This is a genomic window from Chitinophaga parva (genome assembly GCF_003071345.1).
Taxonomy (GTDB): Bacteria; Bacteroidota; Bacteroidia; order Chitinophagales; family Chitinophagaceae; genus Chitinophaga; species Chitinophaga parva.
Map to the genome: position 1 here is coordinate 410,151 of NZ_QCYK01000003.1, position 21,921 is coordinate 432,071.

Below are 21,921 nucleotides of genomic sequence, written 5' to 3' on the forward strand. Positions count from 1 at the left end.
ATCCAGCTGTTAAATGCTGCTAATGACAAATTTACTATCAAGCTGGCATGCCCTGCAATGGGTGCTAAAGGCCCCTGGCATCGAGGGCTGCATGGTACTTCCGCGCATTTTCGAGGTGCTCTTCGTAAGTGGCTGCAAAGGCGTGGTGGCCCGCCATATCAGCCCGGGCACAAAAATACAAATAATCAGTATCCGGGGTGTTCAGCACAGCCTCCAGCGTTTTTACGGAGGGAGTGCAGATGGGGCCCGGGGGGAATCCCTTATGCAAATAAGTATTGTAAGGCGATTCAAAATGCAGGTGCTCGGACAGGATGCGGCGCAGGGCAAAGTTCTGTAAACTGAATTTCACCGTCGGATCGGCCTGCAGCAGCATGCCTTTGCGGTACCGGTTCAGGTACACGCTGGATATGAGGGGCTTTTCATCATTGGCATTGGTTTCCTCCTCCACGATGGAGGCCAGGATGGTCACTTCATTCTCACTGAGCCCCAGGGCGCTGGCCTTGGCCTTGCGGTCGTCTGTCCAGAAGTCGGCGTGGGCCTGCTCAAATTTTTCAAATACTTTCTCCGCGCTGGTATTCCAGTAAAACTCGTAGGTGTTGGGCACAATGGCGCACATGGCAGTGTTGGTGTCCAGGCCAAACTGGCGCAGGTACACCGGGTCTTTCAGCATGGCACGCAGCGCGGTGGAATCGGCCTCCAGGTTCTGGGATACCTTGCGCACAAAGTCGTTTTCGGTGCGCAGCTTGTTGATCACCAGTGTCACCGGGCTTTGGCGGCCGGAGCGCAACAGTTTTACAATTTCAAAGTTGCTCATGCCCCGGGTTACCTGGTAACGGCCGGCCTTCACCCGGTTGGGATAGTCCAGCTGCTTGGCCACCCAGTCAAAGCTGTTTTCGTTGCGGATAATGTCCTGGTCCCTCAGGCCTTCCAGCACATCTGTATAATGACTGCCGGTACGGATGTAGAAATATTTCTTATCGCCAAAGGCGCGGGTGTTGGGGCCAAAAACACGGTAGGCCAGGTATACGGCCGCGCCGGCCAGGATGGCGCATGCAATTAAAATTCCTCTCCTGATCCAGATCCTGTTGCCCTTGTTCTTTTGTTTCTTTTTGCTGACTTGTTTAGCCATAATAAAGATCGGTTAATGTCTGACGGTCTTTTCCCGGTTCAATGAATATTAACGTAATTGAATGCTTAATATTTTGAATATTAAGCATTTATTTGCTTTGATAATAAATTGATAAATATCTGATTAAGAATGATTTAGATAGGATAGCCGACTAAATAGCCTAATTACTGTTCCCCGTGGATCATTCCTCTCACATAAAAAAGCCTCGCTTGTCACGGCGAGGCAATTTATAAATCGTTGATAATGATCTGTTATTTCGCGGGCTGTGCGGGCGGCGCAACCGGCGTAGTATTGGCCGGGGCTGCGGGCAGGGGAGCCGGTGCCGTTTTGGTAGTCGGGATGTAAGGCTTGTTACCGTCAGTAGCGGCAGTGCCTTTGCCGGTAAAGAAATAAGAGGTGAGGCACAGTACCAGGATAATGGCAGCCAGGATCCAGGTGCCTTTTTCCAGTACGTCGGTGGTCTGGCGAACGCCCATTACCTGGTTACCAAAGCCACCCAGGTTGCCAGCCAGGCCGCCACCTTTAGGATTCTGTACCAGTACGAAAAGGCCCAGCAACACGGCAGCCAGCACGACTAATATTCCAAATACAATTAACATAAAATGCTACTTATTAATATCTGATTGTAATTCGTTGATCTTTTGCGCAAAATAAGCGCTTTTGCCCGGATTAAGCAAACTTAATTTTTTATATATCTGGATGGCTTTCTGGTGCTGGCGCTGCCGTGCCCAGATCTCGGCCAGGGTCTCTGACACGATGTCGTCATCCAGCATGATGGACTGCAGGGCCATCTTTTCCACGCGCTCGGAAATGCCGGATTCTTCTTCCTCTTCATACACGCGGTGCAATTGCTCATGGTACCAGTCTTTCTGCGTTTTTTCCGCAAAACTGTCTTTCATGGTACGCAGCCAGTTGGTGAAACTTTTCATTTCCTGCTCGCCTTTTTCACTCATTTTTTCGGCGGCTACCGGGTCTGCCAGTTTTTTGTATGCAAAATAATCCTCGCTGTAAAGGGGCTGGAAGGTCAGGTCGGTTTCTTCCGGCATTTCCAGCGGGTATATTTTAATCGGTCCTTCCTCGTAGTTTTCGGGCCCTTCTCCTTCGGTAAGGTGCTGGGGCGCTGCATCCTGGGCGGCTGTTTCTGGTGCCTGGGCAAAGGCTTGCACTGGCGCTGCTTCCTGGTCGCTTGTTTCCGGTGCCTGGGCAAAGGCTTGCGCTGGCGCTGCATCCTGGGCGGCTGTTTCCGGTGCATCGGCAAAAGCCTCTTCTGGCGCTGCATCCTGGGCGGCCGTTTCCGGTGCATCGGCAAAGGCCTGTTCTGGTGCAGCGGCTGAAACGCTTTGCTGTGGCGGCATCCAGGTGGTAATGATCGGTGCATCTTCCGCTGGAGCAGGCAGGGTGCCAGGTACCGGCAGGTGGTCATTGATCGCATCAGATACCAGTTGGATATCAGATGCCTGCAGTTCCTGTTCTGTGATGTCCGGCGTATTTGCAGCGGGCACGTTGCTGGTAAATGCCGGCATTGCGGCTGTGGTGTCGCCGCTGGTAAAGGCAGGCTCGTTATCCGCCAGGGTGGCGGCTTCGGCGGCCAGGGTAGCAGCGGGATGTACCGGGGTTTCTTCCATGAAATCCGGCAACCCTTCCGAGGCTGTTTCCAGCGTAGCTTCCAGGCCTTCTTTATCTTCGGTTTCCACGATGGCTTCGCGGGCGCCTGTTTCCAGGGCCTGGGCCAGGGTGGCGGCGTTTTCCTGGCTTACTTCACCCAGGGTGGGGGTTGCTTGCTGCGCATGGGGAGGGGCGATGGCGCCTGTTTCCAGGGTGGCATCTGTTGCCTCCGGAGCTGCGGGTTGCGTTGCCTCCAGGGTTTCCGCAGCGGCAAAGGCGCCTGCCTGCAGGGTATCTGTAAGGCTTTCGCCGGTATTTTCTTCTACGGTAAAACTGTTCTTCAGGGCTGCCAGTTCATCCTGGAAGCTGTGCACATTGAAGTTTTGCAACACGGCGGCTTCTGCTTCGCTTACAGATTGGTCTGTAGCGCCCTCTTCGGCGGTATCTTCGGATGCCAGCAGGCTTTGGCGGAAGGCTTCCATCCGCAGGCGAAAATCGGTGTTGTCCGGCTGGGACGCAGGAACTGTGGCAGCGGGTGTTTCCACGCTTGACTGCTCTGGGAGTGCGGCATCAGCAGCGGTTTCACGGGTGTTATGCCCGGCTTCTTCCTGTTCCTGTTGTGCTGCCAGTGAGCGGCGGAAGGCCTCCATTTCCTCGTGGAAGGTAAGGCGGGGCTTTTCATCTGCCGGTGTAATAGGTTGGGTAAGAGCTGCTGCCAGTTCTGGTGCGGTGGCACCAAAGGAGCCGGTAGTGGTTTCCAGGATGGCTTCCGCGTGGGAGGCCTCATACGGCGCTTCTGCCGGATGGGCGGGCGTTTCAGTGGCTTCCTCGTTGAGGGTGGTTATGGCTTCGTAGGCTGCTACGCTGATCTGACCGGCTTCCAGGGTATCCAGTGTATGGGTATCGGGGGCCGGTGCAGCCGCGGGTATATCTTCATCTGCATGGATGGCTTCATAAGCATCCACACTCAGGTGGCCGGTTTCCAGGGTATCCAGTGCGTGCGTGTCCAGCAGGGGCTCCGGTGTTTTTTCACCGGCAGCGTCCGCTGCGATGGCTTCATACGCGGTCACGCTGATCTCGCCGGCTGCTGCCAGTTCTTCCGTTGCTTCCGGCGTAGGTTCAGTGAAGGAAGGGAGTGTGGTCGCCTCGCTCCATGGGGCAGCACCAGCGTTGGCAGTGGCTACCAGGTGGTCAATATGCTGGGCAGCCGTGGCTTCGTCTGTAACTGCTTCATTTTCCGGCAGGTCAATAACCGGTGCCGGCGTTATCACGTCCGGGGGGGATTGAACAAACTGGTAAAGGTAATGCGGAGCACTGGTGTAAAGCAGGGCTTTGATCACGGCTTCGTGCTGCAGGTCGCTGCTGCGCTGGTAGGCACGTTTGGCCAGCAGGGCCCTTGCCCCCGTGAAAAAGGGGTAATCGGTCACCAGTTTTTCCAGTTCCCATTGCGTTACCTTTTCCAGGCCCGGCTCTTTAAAAATATGTTGAATGATACGCTGTGCGGTCATACAATAAATATAATTTTTTTATTACCAGTTGGCAAAAGCACGGTTGAAAATATCGTCCGTCATCTGCGGCACGATGGTCTGGTCCAGCAGGCTGTTCTCCACGTCAGACGGGAGTTTACTGGCCGGGAAGTCTGCCGAGCGGCTGAAGGACTGTTGGTAGCCTTTTTTATCACCCACACGCTTTACAAAAGTGATGTTGATGGTCACCGTAAGGCGGGAGGTGGCCGCCTGTTCTGTGTTCACTACCGCGGCGTTGGTAAAAGTATAACTACTGATATATCCTTTAAACTCGTAATCAGCATTGGGCTCATTCACCTGGGTAAGACGGGTCTGGGAAGTGATCTTGGTCTTCAGGGCTTCCGTTACCTTCTGGCTGAGCAGCGGGTTATTCAGCGGGGCGCGGTTCTCAATAAACGTCACGTTCACCGTTTTAGCCTCCGGGTCAATACTGGCGCCGGTTGTAGAGTAATTTACCTTGCATCCGCCCATCAGCAATACTACTGCCAGAAGGCCTAAGCGTGTTTTCATCCTGCCCATTTGATTTCGTGTAAAGGTATTTAAATTGTTAGATTGATAGATTGCTAAATTGTTGTAATGATAGCGGGTTAATTATTAACAATCTAACTACTACTCCGCAATATTATACTCCTTCAGTTTCCGGTACAGTGTACGTTCGGAAATGCCCAGGTCTGAAGCCGCATCTTTGCGTTTGCCCTTGTGTTTCTTGAGGGCTTTTACAATCAGTTCTTTTTCCTTGTCGGCTATGGACAGGGTTTCTTCTACTTCTTCATGGTGGTCTATGATGTTATGATCCGTTTGAAGGATGATAGGCTGCATGGGCTGGGACACGCCCAGGGCCGGCTGCAGGGAAGCAGCTTCTGCGGGCTGGTAATTATGCAGCACCGGGTTATCCTGGAAGGAGGTATTATGGGCCAGGTTGGGATTTTGCAGCACATCGAAGAACATTTTCTTCAGTTCTGTTACATCCTTTTTCATGTCGAAGAACAGTTTGTAAAGAATGTCCCGTTCATTGGAAAAATCGCTGTTGCTGCTGCTGTTGGCATTGGGGGCCAGCATGGGCAGGCGGTTGGTCACCGGCTGCTCCGGCAGGAAGCGGCGCAGTTCCTGGGCATTTACCTGCTTGTTCTGCGACAGTACGGAGATCTGCTCCGCCATGTTTTTCAGTTCGCGGACATTGCCTCTCCAGGGATAGTTCACCAGGATCTGGCGGGCCTCTTCATCCAGCTGGATGGAAGGTGTTTTATAGCGCTCCGCAAAGTCCACGCAGAACTTGCGGAACAGCATGGGAATGTCCTCCTTGCGGTCGCGCAGCGCGGGCACACGGATGGGCACTGTGTTAAGGCGGTAATAGAGGTCTTCGCGGAACTTGCCATCCTGTGTAAATTCCAGCAGGTCACGGTTGGTAGCGGCAATCACGCGCACGTCCGTTTTCTGCACTTTGGAAGAGCCCACGCGGATAAACTCGCCGGTTTCCAGTACACGTAGCAGGCGGGCCTGGGTACCCAGCGGCATTTCCCCGATCTCATCGAGAAAAATGGTACCACCGCTCACGGTTTCAAAATATCCTTTACGGCTGTCCACCGCACCGGTGAACGAGCCTTTTTCATGTCCGAATAATTCAGAATCGATAGTGCCTTCCGGGATGGCGCCACAGTTCACCGCAATAAAAGGGTGGTGCTTGCGGGCGCTCAGGGCGTGGATCACCTGGGAGAACACTTCTTTACCAACGCCGCTTTCCCCGTTGATAAGCACCGTCAGGTCTGTGTTGGCTACCTGTATGGCTACTTGCAGGGCGTAGTTAAGCGCAGGGCTGTTGCCGATAATACCGAATCTGTTTTTTATTGCTTGTATGTCCATTATTCCTGCGGTTTGTGTTGGTTAAAATGTATGTGCTTACAGTGCGGTAGCTGTTGCTGCAATGAGGGTACCGGAAGTACAGTCTGTCACCGTTACGTGTACATACTGGCCCTTCCGGAAATTGCCCTTCGGGAATACCACTACTTTATTCTGGTCGTTGCGGCCAAAGAGATGATCGGCAGAACGCTTGGAAGTGCCTTCTACCAGTACTTTGAAGGTTTTGCCTACATCATTGCGCATGCTTTCTTCACTGTGGCGGCGGTGTAGTTCCACTACTTCGGCCAGGCGGCGTTTCTTTTCCGCTTCCGGTATATCATCCTGGTAGCGGCGGGCGGCCAGGGTACCGGGGCGTTCGGAATAGAAGTACATATAGGCCAGGTCGTACTTCGCATATTCCATGAGGTTCAGGGTGTCTGCGTGGTCTTCCTCCGTTTCTGTGCAGAAGCCGCAGATAATATCGGTGGAGAGGCCGCAGTCCGGCAATATTTCACGGATGCGGTCTACTTTTTTGAGGTACCATTCCCGCGTATAAGTGCGGTTCATGAGCTGCAGGATCCGGGTGCTGCCGCTTTGCAGGGGAAGGTGGATGTAGTTGCAGATGTTCTCATACTTAGCCATGGTAAAGAGCACCTCATCGGTAATGTCTTTCGGGTGGGAGGTGCTGAAACGCACGCGGAGCAGGGGATCTATTTCCGCCACGCGGGCCAGCAGCTGGGCAAAGGTCACGTGGTCCGTGGAGTTAGGATCGGCGTCCTTCGGGGTCCAGTAGTAGGAGTCTACGTTCTGGCCCAGGAGGGTCACTTCCCGGTAGCCGTTGTTAAATAGCTCACGGGCCTCGGCTACGATGGAATCCGCATCGCGGCTGCGTTCACGGCCGCGGGTAAAGGGTACCACGCAGAAGGTACACATGTTGTTGCAACCCCGCATGATGGATACAAAACTGGTAACACCGTTATTATCCAGGCGGATGGGGCTGATATCGCTATACGTTTCTTCGCGGCTCAGGAGCACGTTCACGGCTTTCTGGCCGGTTTCTGCCTCGGTAATGAGGCTGGGAAGGGTGCGGTAGGCATCGGGGCCTACTACCATGTCCACCAGTTTTTCTTCTTCCAGCAGCTTGTCCTTAAGACGTTCGGCCATGCAGCCCAGCACACCTACAAGCATGCCTGGTTTTGATTTTTTGTAGCGGCGGAATTCCGTGAGCCGTTTGCGCACGGTTTGCTCCGCCTTCTCGCGGATGGAGCAGGTGTTGATCAGGATGAGGTCGGCCTCTTCCGCGTTGCGGGTGGCGCCAAAACCCTCTTCGTTGAGGATGGAGGCTACGATTTCACTATCGTTGAAGTTCATGGCGCAGCCATAACTTTCTATGTAAAAATTCTTCTTAAAGGAAGCGGTGCTTGCCTGGTGCGGAGCATAGGCTTCACCCTGCCGGGTTTCATCGTGCGTCTTGTCTGCAATTTCTAACATTGGCCAGCCATTGAATTTAGGAGGGCAAAAATACGCTTTTTAATGAAATAATGACAGATTGGCAGGAAGAAAGCCAGCTATTTTCCGGGGAAGTGAAGCGGGGGCTAAAAGCCAGTAAATTTAGCTTGTTTTGCTAAAAATATTAGTATTTTGCAAACCTAAACCTGGAAAGTGTATGGTAGAGCTGGAAGATATCCGCATGGGCAATTATTTCGCGCACGGCCAGCGGGTGATTGCGATCACGGAGGAGCACTACGCCCGGTTACCTGCACTGGCGGCGGAACTGGAGCCTCTGCGCCTGATCCCGAAGAAGCTGTTCAGCCTTGGATTTGGTACCATCCGGGCCCAGGATTATAACGGGTTTACCAAGACGTGCAATAACGTGGAGGTATTTTTGAAAGCCGCCCCCAAACAACAGTGGACCGTGCATGTGGGCGGTGCGCTGAAAACACGGTCTGTAGAGTATGTGCATGAGTTGCAGAATGTATGGTATTGGTTATTTGCGGAGCCTTTAAAACGGGTGAATGAATAGTTGAACATCGTTTTTAATCTTAAAAACTACGAGCAATGCGTGGACGGGAGAATGCGGTAATGTTACCGGACGAATCTGTCATGAGCAAAATACTGCTGATCAGGGGTAAAAGGGTAATGATCGACAAGGACCTGGCGGAATTGTACGGTATTCCCACCAAGCGGCTGAATGAACAGGTGAAACGTAACCTGCAGCGCTTCCCCGAGGATTTCATGTTCCAGCTAACAGCCGGGGAGAAAGCGGAGGTGGTCGCAATTTGCGACCACCTCAAACGGTTGAGGTTTTCAGCCGCCCTTCCTTATGTTTTCACGGAACATGGCGCCGTGATGCTGGCCTGTATATTGAACAGTGACCGGGCCATCGCGGTGAATATCCAGATCGTCCGCATTTTTACGCGCATGCGGGAAATGGTCCTCACGCATAAGGATATCTTATTGAAGCTGGATCAGGTGGAAAAACGTTTAGCTGGCCATGATGAGCAGATAGCACTTGTTTTTGAATACCTGAAACAGTTGCTGGCGCCGCCGCAGGAGCCGAGGCAAAAAATTGGATTTTTGCAATAGAACGGGGAGGGGCGGCGGCTGGAAGCCGCGTCCATCCATGCTTTCCGGTAAGGCTTTATAATTCAACCGGCAAGGACAAAAAGGAGGTGGTCGCAATTTGCGACCACCTCTGGTGCGGGAGGGTTTCATTCAGCCCTGCTTTGCGGTAAGGGTTTATATTCAACCGGCAAGGGCAAAAAGGAGGTGGTCGCAAATTGCGACCACCTCTGGTGTGGGAGGGTTTCATTCAGCCCTGCTTTGCGGAAGGTTTTATATTCAACCGGCAAGGGCAAAAAGGAGGTGGTCGCAAATTGCGACCACCTCTGGTGTGAGAGGGTTTCATTCAGCCCTGCTTTGCGGAAGGCTTTATAATTCAACCGGCAAGGACAAAAAGGAGGTGGTCGCAATTTGCGACCACCTCTAATGCCGGAAAATTTCATTCAGCCCCGTGTTTTACGTAACAGGCAGCCGTGGCGCTGCGGTTTGAACGATGGGCCCTCCGTGTTGAAATAACAGCACGGTCATCACGGTACGTATTATCCCTTCCATGCGTAAAGGCGTTTACCCAGGTACTGCCTGAAATGAAAGGAGGCTGCATCATTTCTTTGATGCAGCCTCCCTGGGCGTATCTTTTGTAATATTTCCGGCAGGGCCCCTCATCAAAGCATTGCGCAGGAAACTGGAATTTGCAGGTATGATTTCCAAAAGGTAGAAATTGAAACTGGAAATTCCCGCAGAGCGGGGAACGGGGCTCGAACCCGCGGCCTCCAGTTTGGGAAACTGGCGCTCTACCAACTGAGCTATTCCCGCTTTTGAATTTGTGATTGCAATAATACAAATTTGAATCATTATTTCCCCATTCCTGCAAAGAAATCCTTCACCGGGAAGGTACCGGTGGTTGGAGAAACCCATATTAAAACATTAACTTGGGCCCACCACCATTCGTCCCGCTATGAAGAAACTATGGATACTATTAGCGACGCTATTGCTTACACCGCTGGTCGCAGGTCTTTACGGCATGCTGCACGACCAGCTTTCCTATACCCTCAGTGCTGAATATTTTACCCGGTTCAAATTTATTCAATTCAGGCTGGAAGGACAGCTGGATAAGCCTTACCGCCTGCTGGCCGCCATCGTGGGCTTCCGGGCCACCTGGTGGGTGGGCATCTACCTGGGCGTGGTGCACGGCTTCACGGGATTAATGCAAACAAGCCCCCACCGGATGTTTGTATCCATCAGCCGGGGCATTTTACTTAACCTGCTTACCGTACTGGTTACCGCCCTGCTGGGACTTTACATCGGCTACCAGCTGCCCCAAACCGGCACGGGCTGGAGCCTGCCGCCGGGGCTTACAGATCCCAGGGATTTTATTGCCGTAGGTTCCATGCATAATTTCAGTTACCTGGGCGGCGCCATCGGCGCACTGGTAGGAGCAGGATATCAGGTATATTATTACTACCGGCAGCGGTATTTGCTTACACGCCTTGCATAAAAAGGGGAAATCTCATAAATAAAATGAAGGCTCTGAGAATCGCCTGTATGAAAATTTTCTCCATCAGGTTATCCGAATGAAAAGGGGCTGTCTCGAAGTTTTGAGACAGCCCCTTCCTTCCATTGAATGATTTAGCAGGATCTTATCCCGTGGCAGTGTGCCGGCTTCCCAAACCGGGGGCCTGTATTTTTAAGATACTTTTGCCAGCCGTGTCTTCAGCCAGCTTTCCCCCAAAGGCACCAGCCATCTGGTTTCCAGCTCTGCCTTGGTTTGCACCGTGTTGTTCAGGTAAAGGGTATCCATCGTCACCTTTCCTTTTTCCAGTGCATATGGCAGCTGTACCATCGGCAGCAGTTGCACTTTCCCATCTACCAGGAAACCCAGCAGCAGGCGGTCAAAGAGGTTTACATCATATTGCTGTTCCAGGCTTTTGATAATGCGCACAGAACTATCCGTGCTGCAGCCACTCACGCCGGCCTGGCTTTCATCTGCCAGGATCACGATCACCTGGTTGAAGAACAGGGCACCCCATCCTTTCACTTTATCCCCGTGCGATAGCCACTGGGCGGTAAACTGGTGCAGCTGTTCGTTGATCTCCTTTGTTTCCTGTTCGCCAAAAGGGCGGTTGCTCTGGTATATCCACACCCGGGACTGCGGATGGAAGTCCGCGGGCAGTTGTTGTTGAATTGTTGACATGCGGCAAAGATACGAAGTTGTGGATACTTACGCCATGTCCTGGGCTATCAGCTCGGCAATGTCCAGCACTTTTACGCTGTCTTCCTTGCCTTGTTCCTTTACCCCGTCTGTGAGCATGGTCATGCAGAAAGGACAATTGGCTGCTATCACGCTGGCCCCGGTGCCTACTGCTGCTGCGCCCCGTTCAAAGTTGATGCGGGTGCTGCCTTTCTCTTCTTCCTTGAACATCTGCGCCCCGCCGGCCCCGCAGCAAAGGCCATTGCTCCGGCAGCGCTTCATTTCCACCAGTTCTGCATCCAGCAGTTGCAGTACCTGGCGGGGGGCTTCATAAATATCATTGGCCCTGCCCAGGTAGCAGGAATCGTGGTAAGTGATCTTTTTGCCTTTGAAGCTGCCGGCTTCCTTCATTTTTATGCGGCCTGCGTCCATAAGTTGTTGCAGGTAGGTGGCATGATGGACCACTTCATAATTACCACCCAGCTGGGGGTATTCATTTTTCAGGGTATTAAAGCAATGCGGACAGGCCGTCACGATCTTCTTTACCCCATACCCGTTCAGTACCTGGATATTGTTGTACGCCATCATCTGGAACAGGAATTCGTTCCCTGCACGCCGCGCCGGATCGCCGGTGCAGCTTTCCTCCTTGCCCAGGATGGCAAAGGGAATGCTGAGCCGGTCCAGTATGGAGGCAAAGGCCCGTGTGATCTTCTGCGCACGCTGGTCAAAGCTGCCCGCGCATCCCACCCAGAACAGTACTTCCGGGGTTTCCCCGCTGGCAGCGTATTCCGCCATTGTTTTTATTTGCATGTAATCAGATTTGTCAGATTTAACCATTTACCCACGCATCCCGGTCGTCGGGACTGAATTTCCAGGGGGCCATATTGTTTTCTATGTTGCTGAACATGGCATTCCATTCTGCAGGGGCACTGCTTTCTTCCATCACCAGGTGGCGGCGCAATTGCGTAATGATGTGCAGGGGATTGATGCTCACCGGGCATTCCTGTACACAGGCATTGCAGGTGGTGCAGGCCCTCAGCTCCTCCTCACTGATATAATCGCGCAGCAGGGACTTGCCATCGTCCTGGAAGCCGCCATGCTGGTCTATGATCTTGCCCACGGCCTCGGCACGGTCACGGGTGTCCATCATGATCTTGCGGGGCGACAGTTTTTTGCCCGTGATATTAGCCGGGCAGGCTGCCGTGCAGCGGCCGCATTCTGTGCAGCTGTAAGCATCCAGCAGGTTTTTCCAGGTGAGGTCAAAGATGTCCTTCGCGCCAAATTTGGGCGGGGGGCCATCGCCGGCAGGCGCATTGGCCGCCAGGCTGGGATCCATCATCAACTGTACTTCATGCTGTACTGCCGGCATGTTTTCCATCTTACCCTTTGGGTTCAGGTCTCCGTAGTAGGAGTTGGGGAAGGATAATAAGATATGCAGGTGCTTGGAGTAAGGCAGGTAGTTGAGGAAGGCCAGTACACCCAGGATATGCAGCCACCAGGCGCCCCGTTCTATGAGCACCAGCAACCAGCTGGAAAGCGGGTTGAAAATGGGCATGAGATGGCCGGATACCAGGAATGGACCGGTGGCCGCATAATGGCCATAATGGCGGATCTGCAATACCTGGTCTGCCGTGTTCATGGTGAGGAAAAGGGTCATGAGCACGATCTCGGTGATCAGGATATAATTGGCATCGCTGCGCGGCCACCCATCCAGGTCGTGCCCGCGGAAACGGCGGATGTGTAATACATTCCTGCGGATAAGGAATACCGCGCAGCCAATGATCACCAGCACGGCCAGCACCTCAAAAGCGCTGATCAGCCAGGGATACAGCCCGCCCAGGATGGGACTGAAAAGGCGGTGTTTGGCCAGCAGGCCATCCAGCACGATCTCCAGTATTTCCAGGTTAATGATGATAAAGCCGGCATATACAAAGAAGTGGAGTACAGCTACCAGGGGCTTGCGGAACATTTTCTTTTGTCCCAATGCCAGCAGCAACAGGTTGCGCCAGCGCTGGCCGGGGTGGTCGGTCAGGTCTACATCGCGGCCCAGGAGGATGTTACGCCGTATCTGGCGGGCCTTGCGGGCAAACAGGTAAACGGCTGCCACAAATACGACGAGGAAAACAATTGCCTGTACAATGTGCATAGCTTAGATTTGACGAATCGAATATAATGTTTTTTATGTATGCAAGGCCTGCGCCGGTGTAAAGCGCGGTCTACGTGGAATGATGCGTGACAATGTGTGCAATTTATGTATTTTTACCCCTCGTAAAATCAAGGATATGAGTACCCGCAACATTATTTTGCAACAGGATAGCATCAACAAAAAACTGGAACGCATTGCGTACGAGATCTATGAGCAGAACAGTGAAGAGCAGGAGCTCATCCTGGTAGGCATCTGGGACCGGGGCCTTATCATTGCCCACCGCATTGCCAGCATCCTGCGCCACATTGCGCCCTTTAAGATAGAAGTGATTGAATTACACATCGATAAACAAGATCCGGGTGCCGTGAAGCTCTCTGCCACACCGGACTTCAACGGGAAGATAATCGTGCTGATAGACGATGTGGCAAACTCTGGCCGCACCATGCTCTATGCCCTTAAGCCTTTCCTGGATTACCATCCCCGGAAGATCCAGACCGCCGTACTGGTAGACCGCCAGCACAAATCTTTCCCGCTGTCAGTAGACTTTGTAGGTTACTCCCTGGCCACCACCCTGCAGGATATGGTGATGGTGGACGTGGAGGGCGAGCAGATACTCAGTGCTTATTTGATCTAGGCAGCTTGTAAAAATGGAATTGAATGCGCCGCAACAGGAATGGTTGCGGCGTTTTTTTGCCCCCAAAAAAGGCGGCCTTTCTGAAAAGGCCGCCTGTGTTATGTTTGCAGTCAGGTGATCAGCAATCTATTTCAGCTTCATGTCCTCAATAATACCCTTGATGCGTTTTTCGATCTGCGCATCCACGGCGTCAAACTGGTCTGCGGAGGGCAGGTGTTCATGCACGCTGAAGTAGAATTTGATCTTGGGTTCCGTGCCGGAAGGGCGGGCGGAGATCTTGCTGCCGTCTTCCAGGAGGAATTGCAGTACATTGGACTTGGGCAGTACGATGGCTTCTGTGGCACCGGTTTTCAGGTCCTTGATCTGTTGCAGCTGGTAGTCATAGATCTTAGCCACGGACACCCCGTCAATGACTGTGGGCGGGTTTTCGCGGTAGCCGCGCATCATGGCGTCAATTTCTGCCACCCCGTTCATGCCTTTTTTGGTCAGGGAGATCAGGTGCTCTTTGTAGAAGCCGTATTTAACATACAGGTCTATCAGTTGCTGGAACACGGTCTTGCCCTGTGACTTGGTGTAGGCGGCCATTTCGCAGATCATGGCTACGGAAGCCACGGCGTCCTTGTCGCGCACATTGTCACCGATCATGTAGCCATAAGACTCTTCCCCACCGCAGATGAATTTCTCCGCCGGTTCTTTCTTGCGGATCAGTTCTGCGATCCATTTGAAGCCGGTGAGCACATTGTAGCAGTTGATATTGTTCTTGGCGGCAAATACGTCGATCAGGTCAGAGGTTACCACGGTCTTGCACACGTAGTCCGTCTTTTTGGCCAGGCCTTTGGCTTTGCGGCCTTCAATGATATAGTTGAAGAGCAGTACGGCGGTCTGGTTGCCATTGAGCAGCACCCATTCTCCCTTGTGGTTCTTAACGGCAATGCCTACACGGTCTGCATCGGGGTCTGTACCCAGGAGGATGTCTGCGTCCAGTTCCCTGGCTTTTTTAAGGCCAATGCTCATGGCTTCCGATTCCTCGGGATTGGGATATACCACGGTGGGGAAGTTGCCGTCCGGTTTGGACTGTTCTTCCACCACGTGCACGTTGGTAAAACCAAAGCGCTGCAGGGCGGGGGGAACCAGCATGATACCGGTGCCGTGGATGGGTGTATAAACGATCTTGAGGTCGTGCTGTTTTTCAATAACATCGGGGAAAATGCTCAGGCCTTTCAGCATGGTGAGGTAGGCGTCGTCAATTTCTTTGCCTATGAGAGTGATCTTGTCTTCGCCGCCGGTCCATTTCACTTCGTCAATGGAGGTGATCTTTTCCACTTCCTTGATCACGTTCTTGTCATGGGGCGGGATAAGCTGGGCGCCGTCGTCGAAGTAGGCCTTATAGCCGTTGTACTCCCGCGGGTTGTGAGACGCGGTGAGCACAATACCGCCCTGGCAACCCAGGTGGCGGATGGTGAAGCTGAGCTCCGGGGTGGGGCGCAGGCTTTCAAAGAGGTATACTTTAATACCGTTGGCCGCCATTACATTGGCCGCAGTTTCCGCAAAAAAGCGGCTGTTGTTGCGACTGTCGTGCGCAATCGCTATTTTCACTTCACCGCCGGTGAAGGTTTGGTTGAGATAGTTGGCAAAGCCCTGGGTGGCCAGGCCTACCGTGTACTTGTTCATCCGGTTGGTACCCACGCCCATTACGCCGCGCAGGCCACCGGTGCCAAATTCCAGGTTACGGTAAAATGCGTCCGTCAGCTCTTCGGGGTGATGTTGCTGGAGGTCCTTAATGGCCGCAACGGTGTCGGCGTCATAGTTGCCATTTAACCATTGGTCAACTTTGCTTTGAATATTTACATCCATAACACTTGAATTTATAAATCCTTGTAAAGTAAGTAACACCGGGGGTAAATTCCAAATTTCACCAGGGCTTTCCGGGATTTATGGGCTCAAAACCAGTGCCACGCCCTTGCAGGCGCCGGTGTGGAAATCTGTTGTGGAAATCGTTAGTTGGAACCAGACCACCTGAATCCGTAATTTTGTAACTATGAACAGGGGATACCAAAGGGACTTCACCGACAATTACAGACACAAAGGTTTACGCAAACAGCTGGTAGACACGATCCGGCAAAAAGGCATTACAGACGAAAACGTGCTGCAAGCGATCAACAACATTCCCCGGCACTTTTTCCTTGACACTGCTTTTGAAGGCATTGCCTACGAAGACCGGGCCTTTCCCATCGGGGAAGGACAAACCATCTCCCAGCCTTATACCGTGGCTTACCAGACCCAGTTGCTCGAAGTGAAACCCTTTGAGAAAGTGCTGGAAATAGGCACCGGCAGCGCTTACCAGACCTGCGTGCTGGGAGAGTTGAAGGCCCACGTGTACACCATTGAGCGCCAGAAAAAGCTGTTTGACCTGGTGAAGCAATTTAGCTTTAAATCAAAGTATCCAACGTTAAGATTTTTTTACGGTGATGGCTATGAAGGCCTGCCTACCTATGGTCCTTTCGATAAGATCCTCGTTACCGCCGCCGCCCCGGAGATCCCGGAAAAACTGCTGCAGCAACTGAAGCCCGGGGGCAGGATGGTGATACCAGTAGGAGAGAAGGACGTGCAGCGCATGATGCGTTTCACCAAGATCAGTGATGCGGAATTTGACCAGGAGATCTTTGCAGATTTCTCCTTTGTGCCCATGCTGGCAGGAAAGAATTTTTAGGCGAAGCGTTTTAAATACGGATAAGGCCCATCGCATTTGATTGCGATGGGCCTTATTATTTGAAAGAAAGTTTTATTAAAAGGTCTGGAACTGGTCGTCTGACTGCTGGTTATTGCTCTTTTTGCGTTTGAACAGGTTGTTGTCAAACTTACCAAAGCGGTAGGCAAACGTGAGCTTCACAATGCGGGATTCACGCTTGCGCATGTAGTCCTGTTCAAATTGCGGCGTAACCTGGGTAAGTTGGTACTGGCGGGTGTTAAACACGTCAGACAGGGCCAGGGTAAGGGAAGCTGCCTTGTTCTTAAGGAAATCCTTTTTCACAGCCATATCCACACCGCTGAAACCTTTGATCTTGCCCTGCGCGGTAGATTGGGCCAGCTGCATGCCGCCGCCGCCGCCACCACCGCGGCCACCGCCACCACCGCCTGTACCGCCGCCACCATTGGGCAGTGCCACGGAAGGCGCCTGGTAGGTACCGTTCACCTGCAGGGTAAAGTTAGCCGGCAGCTTGGTCTCTGAATTGATCTTTGCCATCCAGCTAAAGCCATTGTTGGAGTAGCTTTGGTCACCGGATTTCACCGTCAGGTTGGTCTGGTAGAGATTTACGTTCGTAGTCACATCCCAGCCGCGGATGATGGTGTTCTTCATAGTCAGCTCCGCACCGTAAGAGTTGTCCTTGTCTGCATTCACATAATGGGTCAGCAGGGTGTCTTTGCCAATGGCATCGCTCACGGTGGTGATCAGGTCTGTGGTATTGCGGTAGTAAAGGGTAGCCAGGAAATTGCTGCTTTTCCAGTTTTTGGCGTAGGAAAACTCGAAGCTGTTGGTGTATTCCGGTTTCAGGTTCGGGTTACCCTCGCGCTGGTTCTGCGGATCGCTGTAGTCGCGGTAAGGGATGAGCTGGAAAAAGTTGGGGCGCGTCACACGGCGGCTGTAGTTCAGCTGCAATTCCTGGTCATGGTTCAGTTTCTGGCTCAGGAACAGGCTGGGAAACAGGCCGGGACGGCTCTTCGTAGGTTTGAAGTGCTCATTGGCGCTGGGAATTTCGCCGGAGTATACATATTGTTCCCCGCGCAGGCCTACCTGGTAGCCAAACTTGCCAATGGTGTTGGCATAGTTCAGGTAACCGGCATAGATCTGCTCACTGTATTTATAATCGTTAGACAGCAGCGGGTTGAATTTGCTTTCCTGGGTGGTGGTATCAATATCAAATACGTCGTACGTGCTGGTAAAATTGCGGAGAGTGGTCTTCAGACCCGCTTCCAGCTTGCCGTTCTTGCCAATGGGATTGGTATAGTCGCTCTGGAGGGTGATGAAGCTGGTTTTGCCGGCTGTGTTATTATCCTGGTACACGGGCTGGCCCAGGTTATTGCCCAGCGGGTCCTGCGCCTGGGTGATGAAGTCCCCACCGCGGTGCAGGCGGGAGAAGTTGGCATTCGCGTCCACCGTCAGTACCTGGCTGGGTTTTGCAAAGTTGTGCGTGTAGTTCAGTGCCGTGGTGTAGTTGCGGAAGCTCATGTCTGTGTTGGTCACACGGTCACTCAGGTTGGTGATGTCATGGCCTGCATCCTGGAAGGTGCTCAGCAGGTTGTCGTAGTTCTTGAAATCACCGGCCACAATGTTCTGCGACAGGGAGACCGTGTTCCGGTTGTCGATGGAATAGTCAGCCCCAAAGCGGCCAAACTGGAACAGCGGTTTGCTGTTATTGTGGTCATCCTGGTTCAGGTAATTGAGCGCGGAACTGCTGTCGGCAAAGTTGGTCCGGTGCGTATAGCCGTAGCCGGTGGAGTGGTTAGCGTTGATCGTGTAGTTGGCAAACACGTTCCATTTGCCCTGGCGCACGGCGATGTTGCCGCCGGCATTGTACCGGTTGCCGTTAGCCACGCTGGCGTTCACAGAGCCGTTAATGCCCGCCTTCTTATTTTTCTTCAGCACAATGTTCAGGATGCCGGACATGCCCTCGGCGTCGTACTTGGCGCTGGGATTGGTCACCAGTTCCACGCTTTCAATGGCGTCTGCGGGAATCTGGTCCAGCGTGAGGGTGGAGGGCTTACCGTCCACGAAGATATTGGGCGATGCATTGCGCACGGTTACGTTGCCGTCAATGTCCACATTCACTGCGGGCACGCTTTTCAGCACGTCTGTGGCGGTTCCGCCCACGCTCACGAGGTTGCGGTCCACGTTGAACACTTTTTTATCAATACCCATCTGGAAAGCACTTTTCTGGCCAGTCACTTCTACCTCGGCCAGGGCTTTCACGTTCGGGCTCATTTTGATATTGCCCAGGTCCTGTTCGGCAGTTTGCCCGGTGATCAGTATTTTTTTCTGCAGGCGGTTATAGCCCATAAAATCAATGCGCACCAGGTAGGCGCCCATGGGAAGGTTTTCGAGGCTGAAGTCGCCGTTGGGTTGCGACAGCATGCCGGTCACCACGGAGCTGTCTTTGGCGCGGAGCAGGGCTACGGAGCTGTAAGGCACGGGTTTACCGGTAGTGGCATCCAGCAGTTTGCCGTAAATATGCCCGATGGCAGGGCCCTGCGGGCGCTGTGCGCCGCCACCCGGCCGCTGCGCCGCACCGGCCGGGCGGCCGCCCGGCGCCTGTGCATGAACGTTCATCTGTGCGGTGGCGATCACGATCGCCGCCAGCGCTATCCATTTTTTCATCGTTGATAATTGCATTAAATCCTCACTCAAATTTTTTGGATCGTTGATCAAAACTACAGGTTGCGCAAAACGCGCTGCGGGTGATTGTGATAAATGGATGTTGAGGCACTCCCGGGTGTTGAAAATGGGATGGGAAGGTCTTAACAGTATTTAACAAAAGCCGCGCCCCATAAGCGATTGCAAAGCTATGACGGCAGTTTTTACCGGTAATTAAAAGGGCATTAAAAAACGCCGGAACCTTATCAAAAGGGCGGCGTTTTAACAGTAAATAACAGTCCTGATTTCAGGGATGAATGGCAAACGCTTTATGCACAAAGCGCAATGCACAGTTGTACCAGGCCAATGAGCAGCCCGATGATGGTGCCCATCCACAACATTTGCTGTAGTGGTTTACGCAATTTTTCGCGCACCGCGGTTTCCACGGTGGTGATGTCGAGGGCGTTGATCTTATGTTCCACCAGTTGCTGGATGTTCAGGTCCCGCTCCAGGTTGTTTACATACTGGTTGATGAGGATGGGGAAGAGGTGGTCCAGTTCCGCCACCAGTACGCCTTTGATCTGGTTCACGGTGCTATCGCCAATGAACATGGCGAGTACGGGCATGGCTTTGGGGAGTTTTTCCCGGAGGAAGGTATCCAGGTGGGTTTCCACCACGGGCATAATGGCCTTTATCTGTGCCGGGTCAGTGAGTTTGGTCCGGATGGCGTCGAAGGAAAAGAGCTGGGTGGCAACGGTGTGGCCAAGTTCCCGGGCCAGTTGTTGCTGGTATTTCGGGAAGGCACGGAAGAGGAGGCGGATGGAGAACCAGTTGGTGAACCAGCCGATGAAAGCGCCGAGTAAAGGAATGCAATACAATAACATAGGGGGCAAAGATAAAGCGTGGCAGGAGAACTTCCGCGATTGGTTTTTGAGAGGGTGGTAACGTGCTTTGTTATGATGTACGCTGGCGCTGCCGGAGCATTCGATCGGGTCTTCGCGTTCTTGTCGGGTGCTTGTCCTGACCTCGCATGCAGCTTTCATTCTTCGCATGCTTAATTTGATGTTCATATTCCCCCGCCGGTCAGCAATTTACTGCTCCGAAGCCTGGAAATTGATCCCGGGCCCCGGACTATTCCCTGCCGCGCAAAAAACCGGAAACACCTGCATTTTCGCGCTCAACCTGCACTATCTTTTGTCACAGAAACTTCAAAAATCGATCTGTCCTAAACAAAAAAAAGCGCCTGCTTTTGCAGACGCTTTTTGTGTTTGGGTGGATGAAGGGGCTCGAACCCTCGACCCTCAGAACCACAATCTGATGCTCTAACCAACTGAGCTACAACCACCGTTTCTTGTTTTGCGGAGTGCAAAGATAAGAGAATATGTTTCAGGTTTCCAAATTTTTTGAAAAAATTTCTCCTCAGGAAAACGTAGACGAGCTCGCTGCTTTTTAGAAAAGCCGCGCCCGCTGCGATGTTGGGGCGGGAAAAACATTTATATTTGTTGTCTACTAACTAGCCCGGCATGTACGCATGCTGGGCTTTTTTTGTCTAATGGTGCCTCGAAAGCGAACCCAGGATAAGTCAGGTAGTTAAAATAATAATGCTAAAGACTATGGATCAACTGAAGTTAAAACTGAAAGAGTATTATCAGCGGTACCAGCAAATGGACGCGAAAACCAAACCGGCAGCAGGACATGGTGACAAAGAACAGGTGGCCGATCTGGAAAATGATATCCTGTCACAATTTGGCTTGCCGGCGTCTAAGAGATTTGTGCAGATCCTGCACGACTTTGTTACCCATCGCCAGTTCAACGACCAGCTGGTAGATTATGTGAGCAAGAAGCTGAAAACCGCCGCCAGCAAGTACCTGCTGGCTCCCGTGATGTCGGACATTGAGCAGCTCTCCCATGCCCGCGACCAGAAACGCAGCGCCTACGATGTGCTGCCGGAACTGGGCTATCCCATCAACGAGTACAGCCTCTACCTGGTGGGCGAATTGCTCTACAAACGAAACATGAGCGCCACAGACATCCTCGATGAACTGCAGCGCGTACAGCACTTTGACGGCTGGGAAGACCTGTTGCTGGTAAGCAAGACCAATAATTACAAGGAAAACGAATTGTACGTGAAACTCCGTAAACACGACCTGCGCTTCATGGATGAATTCCTGCAGTACATGCGCAAACAGGCCGCCGGTGCCAATGCCCACAAACGCCTCACGCCCGCGGAAGAAGGCTATGAGCCCAACTACCGCACTGTAACCAAACTGCTGGTGGAAGACATCGTGTTTGATAAAGACACTACACCCAGCATCTTTGGTAAAGTGCGCATCAACGGGCGCCTTACCCGCGTGACCATCGGCCTGGAATTTTCTGAACTGAACCAGATCCTCATGTCCAGCGATGAACTGGGAGTGGAGATCAGCAGCCTGATTAAAAAGAAACTGAGCAGCCCCTCCGTGGAAAAACCCATGGTGATTGATATCCGCGCACAGTTTGGCCAGGAACTGAAGCTGGACAATTGCTACCTGGAGGTATACAAACCCCAGCACCGTGACCGGAAAAACAAGAACAAATGGGTGGAAGACAAAGATCCCTTTTACTTCGTAGACAAGATCCTTTCCAAGAAGGAATTTGAAAAACGCAGCAAGGAAGTGGAAGTGAAACAAAAGATCCAGGAATGCCTGGAACTGATCGGGGGCTCTTATGTGTATTACCAGCGCCTCCGCCGCCTGGATATCACAGACGAGGAAGCCAAGCTGCGCGCTGGCCTTAGTGATGAACTGCTGTTTAAGTTATCTTACTTCCTCAATAAGTTGAAAGAGTAGGTTTTTCAATTTCGGTAAAAAGCCGGTAGTGCGCAGCGCTACCGGCTTTTTTATGCCGCGGGGGATCGTCTCCCTGGTCCCCTCCCGCGGGGCCGGTTGCGCAGGCCAGGCTTCGTG

At 52.7% G+C, this 21,921-nt stretch carries 18 protein-coding genes and 2 tRNA genes; 6 read left to right on the top strand and 14 right to left on the bottom strand.

All coding sequences use genetic code 11. The features are described 5' to 3' along the window. Nucleotides 1–64 precede the first annotated feature (64 nt). The 6 genes from mltG to miaB form a co-directional block, all read right to left on the bottom strand. Nucleotides 65–1,129, bottom strand: a complete 1,065-nt coding sequence (gene mltG, locus DCC81_RS20870; protein ID WP_108688620.1) for an endolytic transglycosylase MltG — start codon at nucleotides 1,127–1,129, stop codon at nucleotides 65–67. Between the two features lie 251 nt (nucleotides 1,130–1,380). Then, nucleotides 1,381–1,728, bottom strand: coding sequence for a preprotein translocase subunit SecG (secG, locus tag DCC81_RS20875; RefSeq protein WP_108688621.1), 348 nt, complete (start codon nucleotides 1,726–1,728; stop codon nucleotides 1,381–1,383). 6 nt (nucleotides 1,729–1,734) lie between these two features. Continuing rightward, on the bottom strand, nucleotides 1,735–4,242 hold the full coding sequence (locus DCC81_RS20880) for a hypothetical protein (RefSeq protein WP_108688622.1): 2,508 nt from the start codon (nucleotides 4,240–4,242) through the stop codon (nucleotides 1,735–1,737). A gap of 21 nt (nucleotides 4,243–4,263) precedes the next feature. Continuing rightward, nucleotides 4,264–4,770, bottom strand: coding sequence for an LPS assembly lipoprotein LptE (gene lptE / locus DCC81_RS20885; protein WP_165806678.1), 507 nt, complete (start codon nucleotides 4,768–4,770; stop codon nucleotides 4,264–4,266). Nucleotides 4,771–4,869: 99 nt separating this feature from the next. Further along, nucleotides 4,870–6,120, bottom strand: a complete 1,251-nt coding sequence (locus DCC81_RS20890) for a sigma-54 interaction domain-containing protein (RefSeq protein ID WP_108688624.1) — start codon at nucleotides 6,118–6,120, stop codon at nucleotides 4,870–4,872. A gap of 36 nt (nucleotides 6,121–6,156) precedes the next feature. Then, nucleotides 6,157–7,587 (bottom strand): tRNA (N6-isopentenyl adenosine(37)-C2)-methylthiotransferase MiaB, encoded by a 1,431-nt coding sequence (miaB, locus tag DCC81_RS20895; protein WP_108688625.1) that lies wholly within the window; start codon nucleotides 7,585–7,587, stop codon nucleotides 6,157–6,159. A 175-nt stretch (nucleotides 7,588–7,762) separates the two neighbouring features. On the opposite strand from miaB, the gene DCC81_RS20900 reads away from it, so the two are divergent. Beyond that, complete coding sequence (locus DCC81_RS20900; protein ID WP_108688626.1) at nucleotides 7,763–8,119, top strand: hypothetical protein; 357 nt, start codon at nucleotides 7,763–7,765, stop codon at nucleotides 8,117–8,119. A 35-nt stretch (nucleotides 8,120–8,154) separates the two neighbouring features. Beyond that, the gene (locus DCC81_RS20905; protein ID WP_205686397.1) at nucleotides 8,155–8,682 is read left to right on the top strand and encodes an ORF6N domain-containing protein; all 528 of its coding nucleotides are present in this window, start codon (nucleotides 8,155–8,157) and stop codon (nucleotides 8,680–8,682) included. A gap of 716 nt (nucleotides 8,683–9,398) precedes the next feature. On the opposite strand, the gene DCC81_RS20915 is transcribed toward DCC81_RS20905, so the two are convergent. Then, nucleotides 9,399–9,471: transfer RNA gene (locus tag DCC81_RS20915), tRNA-Gly, on the bottom strand. A gap of 142 nt (nucleotides 9,472–9,613) precedes the next feature. Here DCC81_RS20915 and DCC81_RS20920 point away from each other — a divergent pair. Next, nucleotides 9,614–10,153 carry a hypothetical protein gene (locus DCC81_RS20920; RefSeq protein WP_133177754.1) on the top strand — a complete coding sequence of 180 codons (540 nt, stop codon included), beginning with the start codon at nucleotides 9,614–9,616 and terminating at the stop codon, nucleotides 10,151–10,153. A 189-nt stretch (nucleotides 10,154–10,342) separates the two neighbouring features. Here the strand turns inward: DCC81_RS20920 and DCC81_RS20925 are convergent, their stop codons facing one another. The 3 genes from DCC81_RS20925 to DCC81_RS20935 are packed head-to-tail and all read right to left on the bottom strand — an operon-like array spanning nucleotide 10,343 to nucleotide 12,992. Continuing rightward, a complete protein-coding gene (locus tag DCC81_RS20925; RefSeq protein WP_108688629.1) occupies nucleotides 10,343–10,849 on the bottom strand; it encodes a hypothetical protein in 507 nt (168 codons plus the stop codon). A gap of 27 nt (nucleotides 10,850–10,876) precedes the next feature. Then, on the bottom strand, nucleotides 10,877–11,656 hold the full coding sequence (locus DCC81_RS20930) for a (Fe-S)-binding protein (protein WP_108689269.1): 780 nt from the start codon (nucleotides 11,654–11,656) through the stop codon (nucleotides 10,877–10,879). 19 nt (nucleotides 11,657–11,675) lie between these two features. Beyond that, complete coding sequence (locus DCC81_RS20935; RefSeq protein ID WP_108688630.1) at nucleotides 11,676–12,992, bottom strand: (Fe-S)-binding protein; 1,317 nt, start codon at nucleotides 12,990–12,992, stop codon at nucleotides 11,676–11,678. A 136-nt stretch (nucleotides 12,993–13,128) separates the two neighbouring features. Here DCC81_RS20935 and DCC81_RS20940 point away from each other — a divergent pair, with 136 nt between their 5' ends. Then, nucleotides 13,129–13,626 carry a phosphoribosyltransferase family protein gene (locus DCC81_RS20940; RefSeq protein WP_108688631.1) on the top strand — a complete coding sequence of 166 codons (498 nt, stop codon included), beginning with the start codon at nucleotides 13,129–13,131 and terminating at the stop codon, nucleotides 13,624–13,626. Between the two features lie 126 nt (nucleotides 13,627–13,752). Here DCC81_RS20940 and DCC81_RS20945 read toward each other — a convergent pair whose 3' ends face one another. Continuing rightward, complete coding sequence (locus DCC81_RS20945) at nucleotides 13,753–15,480, bottom strand: phospho-sugar mutase (protein WP_108688632.1); 1,728 nt, start codon at nucleotides 15,478–15,480, stop codon at nucleotides 13,753–13,755. A gap of 184 nt (nucleotides 15,481–15,664) precedes the next feature. Here DCC81_RS20945 and DCC81_RS20950 point away from each other — a divergent pair, with 184 nt between their 5' ends. Then, nucleotides 15,665–16,336 (top strand): protein-L-isoaspartate(D-aspartate) O-methyltransferase, encoded by a 672-nt coding sequence (locus DCC81_RS20950; RefSeq protein ID WP_108688633.1) that lies wholly within the window; start codon nucleotides 15,665–15,667, stop codon nucleotides 16,334–16,336. A gap of 75 nt (nucleotides 16,337–16,411) precedes the next feature. Here DCC81_RS20950 and DCC81_RS20955 read toward each other — a convergent pair whose 3' ends face one another. The 3 genes from DCC81_RS20955 to DCC81_RS20965 all read right to left on the bottom strand — a co-directional run bounded on the left by DCC81_RS20955 (nucleotide 16,412) and on the right by DCC81_RS20965 (nucleotide 20,321). Further along, nucleotides 16,412–19,000, bottom strand: a complete 2,589-nt coding sequence (locus DCC81_RS20955) for a TonB-dependent receptor domain-containing protein (protein WP_165806679.1) — start codon at nucleotides 18,998–19,000, stop codon at nucleotides 16,412–16,414. Between the two features lie 305 nt (nucleotides 19,001–19,305). Further along, nucleotides 19,306–19,860 (bottom strand): DUF445 domain-containing protein, encoded by a 555-nt coding sequence (locus DCC81_RS20960; protein WP_165806680.1) that lies wholly within the window; start codon nucleotides 19,858–19,860, stop codon nucleotides 19,306–19,308. A 387-nt stretch (nucleotides 19,861–20,247) separates the two neighbouring features. Then, nucleotides 20,248–20,321: transfer RNA gene (locus tag DCC81_RS20965), tRNA-His, on the bottom strand. 268 nt (nucleotides 20,322–20,589) lie between these two features. On the opposite strand from DCC81_RS20965, the gene DCC81_RS20970 reads away from it, so the two are divergent. Next, on the top strand, nucleotides 20,590–21,804 hold the full coding sequence (locus DCC81_RS20970) for a hypothetical protein (RefSeq protein ID WP_108688636.1): 1,215 nt from the start codon (nucleotides 20,590–20,592) through the stop codon (nucleotides 21,802–21,804). Nucleotides 21,805–21,921 lie beyond the last annotated feature (117 nt).

What these genes read in the sequence shown, in the direction of transcription:
- DCC81_RS20945 (WP_108688632.1), bottom strand. Translation starts at nt 15,480, where the DNA reads ATGGATGTAAATATTCAAAGCAAAGTTGACCAATGGTTAAATGGCAAC.
- DCC81_RS20880 (WP_108688622.1), bottom strand. Translation starts at nt 4,242, where the DNA reads ATGACCGCACAGCGTATCATTCAACATATTTTTAAAGAGCCGGGCCTG.
- secG (WP_108688621.1), bottom strand. Translation starts at nt 1,728, where the DNA reads ATGTTAATTGTATTTGGAATATTAGTCGTGCTGGCTGCCGTGTTGCTG.
- DCC81_RS20940 (WP_108688631.1), top strand. Translation starts at nt 13,129, where the DNA reads ATGAGTACCCGCAACATTATTTTGCAACAGGATAGCATCAACAAAAAA.
- DCC81_RS20900 (WP_108688626.1), top strand. Translation starts at nt 7,763, where the DNA reads ATGGTAGAGCTGGAAGATATCCGCATGGGCAATTATTTCGCGCACGGC.
- DCC81_RS20890 (WP_108688624.1), bottom strand. Translation starts at nt 6,120, where the DNA reads ATGGACATACAAGCAATAAAAAACAGATTCGGTATTATCGGCAACAGC.
- DCC81_RS20925 (WP_108688629.1), bottom strand. Translation starts at nt 10,849, where the DNA reads ATGTCAACAATTCAACAACAACTGCCCGCGGACTTCCATCCGCAGTCC.
- lptE (WP_165806678.1), bottom strand. Translation starts at nt 4,770, where the DNA reads ATGAAAACACGCTTAGGCCTTCTGGCAGTAGTATTGCTGATGGGCGGA.
- DCC81_RS20930 (WP_108689269.1), bottom strand. Translation starts at nt 11,656, where the DNA reads ATGCAAATAAAAACAATGGCGGAATACGCTGCCAGCGGGGAAACCCCG.
- DCC81_RS20950 (WP_108688633.1), top strand. Translation starts at nt 15,665, where the DNA reads ATGAACAGGGGATACCAAAGGGACTTCACCGACAATTACAGACACAAA.
- DCC81_RS20935 (WP_108688630.1), bottom strand. Translation starts at nt 12,992, where the DNA reads ATGCACATTGTACAGGCAATTGTTTTCCTCGTCGTATTTGTGGCAGCC.
- DCC81_RS20905 (WP_205686397.1), top strand. Translation starts at nt 8,155, where the DNA reads ATGCGTGGACGGGAGAATGCGGTAATGTTACCGGACGAATCTGTCATG.
- DCC81_RS20960 (WP_165806680.1), bottom strand. Translation starts at nt 19,860, where the DNA reads ATGTTATTGTATTGCATTCCTTTACTCGGCGCTTTCATCGGCTGGTTC.
- DCC81_RS20920 (WP_133177754.1), top strand. Translation starts at nt 9,614, where the DNA reads ATGAAGAAACTATGGATACTATTAGCGACGCTATTGCTTACACCGCTG.
- DCC81_RS20955 (WP_165806679.1), bottom strand. Translation starts at nt 19,000, where the DNA reads ATGAAAAAATGGATAGCGCTGGCGGCGATCGTGATCGCCACCGCACAG.
- miaB (WP_108688625.1), bottom strand. Translation starts at nt 7,587, where the DNA reads ATGTTAGAAATTGCAGACAAGACGCACGATGAAACCCGGCAGGGTGAA.
- mltG (WP_108688620.1), bottom strand. Translation starts at nt 1,129, where the DNA reads ATGGCTAAACAAGTCAGCAAAAAGAAACAAAAGAACAAGGGCAACAGG.
- DCC81_RS20970 (WP_108688636.1), top strand. Translation starts at nt 20,590, where the DNA reads ATGGATCAACTGAAGTTAAAACTGAAAGAGTATTATCAGCGGTACCAG.